2 protein-coding genes are annotated in these 2,313 nt (G+C 57.6%); both read right to left on the bottom strand.

Features of this window, described 5'->3' with window-relative positions; all coding sequences use genetic code 11:
• Nucleotides 1–87 precede the first annotated feature (87 nt).
• The gene (gene istB / locus ABF824_RS16250) at nt 88–873 is read right to left on the bottom strand and encodes an IS21-like element helper ATPase IstB (protein ID WP_029606259.1); all 786 of its coding nucleotides are present in this window, start codon (nt 871–873) and stop codon (nt 88–90) included.
• The coding region (gene istA, locus ABF824_RS16255) for an IS21 family transposase (RefSeq protein WP_415489989.1) at nt 863–2,313 on the bottom strand (1,451 nt) is incomplete at its 5' end. The genes istA and istB, both read right to left, overlap by 11 nt.

The raw sequence follows: 2,313 nt of genomic DNA on the forward strand, positions 1-2,313 counted from the left end.
TGTTGATTTTCGTTGAGAACTGACCCGGGATTTTCATGAGCAATTGACCCGGCCTGATTGTGTATGTCTCCTGTTTTGAGGAGATATTCAAGCGTGTGTTTCTGCCTTTTCCTTTCTGATTTTTGGTTTGGCGCTACTGGCTCTGAACCTGTAGCTGTCATTTCCTGTCTCAAGGATATGACAGTGGTGAGTAAGCCGATCGAGGAGGGCTGTTGTCATCTTGGGGTCTCCGAAGACATCGCCCCATTCCCCGAAGCCCAGATTGGTTGTGATAATGACACTGGTCCGCTCGTAGAGACGGCTGAGCAGATGGAACAGAAGAGCCCCACCTGACGCGCTGAACGGCAGGTAACCGAGTTCATCAAGGATCACGAGATCGAGGCGCAGGAGACGGTCTGCGATCTGCCCTGACCGGTTGGCGGCTTTTTCCTGCTCGAGAGCGTTCACAAGATCGACCGTGGACCAGAAGCGGGCTTTCCTACGGTGATGTTCGATGGCCTGCATGGCAAGAGCTGTTGCGATATGGCTTTTTCCTGTGCCCGGTCCCCCGATCAGAACGACATTTTCGGCATGGTCAATGAAGGTACCTCCATGGAGTTGACGCACCATCGCTTCGTTGATGTCGGCACAGGAGAAATCAAAACCTGCCAGATCCTTATAGGCTGGGAACCTTGCCGCTTTTTTCTGATAGGCAATGGAGCGTATCTCCCGTTCTGCAAGTTCTGCTTTCAGAAGCTGGGAGAGAACCGGGATTGCCGCTTCGAAGGCCGGAGCGCCCTGTTCGGTCAGTTCTTCCGTGGCCTGAGCCATGCCATACATCCGCAGGCCGCGGAGCATGACGACAAGAGCGCCAGCAGCAGGATCATGACGCATGGCGGATCTCCCCACGCAGGGCGTCATAGCGGGAGGTATTGGCAAGCGGCTCACGTTCAAGTGTCAGGGCCTGCGGCGTCTCAATCCGTGCTGTCGCGGTTTTTTTGCCATCCGTCAGACGATGCAGCGTATTGAGGATGTGCGTTTTGGTCGGGACGCCATCTTCAAGTGCCAGTTCCACCGCGCAAAGCACGGCTTGTTCGTCGTGATGCAGCACAAGGGCCAGGACCTCGACCATGTCCCGCTCACCACCAGTCCGTTTGCGGAGATGCTCCTGCAGGACACGGAAGGCCTGAGGCAATTCGGCAAATGGCGCACCATTGCGCAAGGCACCCGGTTTACGCTGAAGAACGGCCAGGTAATGGCGCCAGTCATAAACCGTTCGACTGGACGCAGTGTGAGAGCGTTCAATGATCCGGCCATGCTCGCACAGCACACGTCCCTCGGCTACGATCACCAGTCGGGCGGGATAGACACGCAGACTGACAGGACGGTTGGCAAAGGACGCTGGCACGCTGTAGCTGGTGCCCTCAAAACGGATGAGGCAGGTCGGAGACACTCTCTTGGTGTGTTCGACAAATCCATCGAAGGGGCGCCCCATGCTCATCAGATGCGGCACTTCGGCGGCATGGGCCTCGGCGACACTGCCCGGTAGGTCCACATGCCGCTGATCTGCCCAGTGCTCACGGCAGCGCCTCTCAAGCCAGAGATTCAGGGCTGCAAGATCAGGGAAATGCGGCATCTCCTGCCAGATCTGGCGGCGGGCATCCTGAACGGTCTTCTCAATCTGTCCTTTCTCCCATCCCGATGCAGGATTACAGAAATCCGCCTCAAACAGATAGTGGCTCACAAGTGCGGAAAAACGCAGGTTTACCTGCCGGGCTTTCCCTCGCCCGACATGATCCACAGCTGTTTTCATATTATCGAAAATACCCCGGCGCGGCACGCCGCCCAGCATCCGGAAGGCCTCAGTCAGGGCGTCAAACAGCATTTCATGGGTCTGCAAGGGATAGGCCCGCAGAACGAAGGCCCGGCTGTAGCTGAGTTTGGTGTGGGCAACCTGAAGCTTGACGCGTCGGCCACCAACAACAGCCCAGTCCTCACCCCAGTCAAACTGAAAGGCCTCGCCCGGTTGAAAACGCAGGGGAATGAAGACACCGCGTCCCGTCGTCTGCAGGGCCAGCCTCTGCTCGGCCCGCCACGTCCGGATGAAGGCCGCAACACGGCCATATGACCCTTTGTAACCAAGGGCGACAAGGTCCGAATAAAGGCGCTTGCCCGTCCGACGCTGCTTGCGCGGGCGCGTCGCCTCATGAGCAAGCCAGGTCTTCAGCTTTTCGGCAAACAAATCCAGTTTGCTCGGACGCTCTGATGCCCTGAAAACCGGCTCAACCGTGTCTGCCCGAAGATATTTCCGGATCGTGTTCCGCGACAGGCCCG

Origin of the sequence: Acetobacter sp. (assembly GCF_047721705.1) — a bacterium.
Lineage (GTDB): Bacteria > Pseudomonadota > Alphaproteobacteria > Acetobacterales > Acetobacteraceae > Acetobacter.

What these genes read in the sequence shown, in the direction of transcription:
- istB (WP_029606259.1), bottom strand. Translation starts at nt 873, where the DNA reads ATGCGTCATGATCCTGCTGCTGGCGCTCTTGTCGTCATGCTCCGCGGC.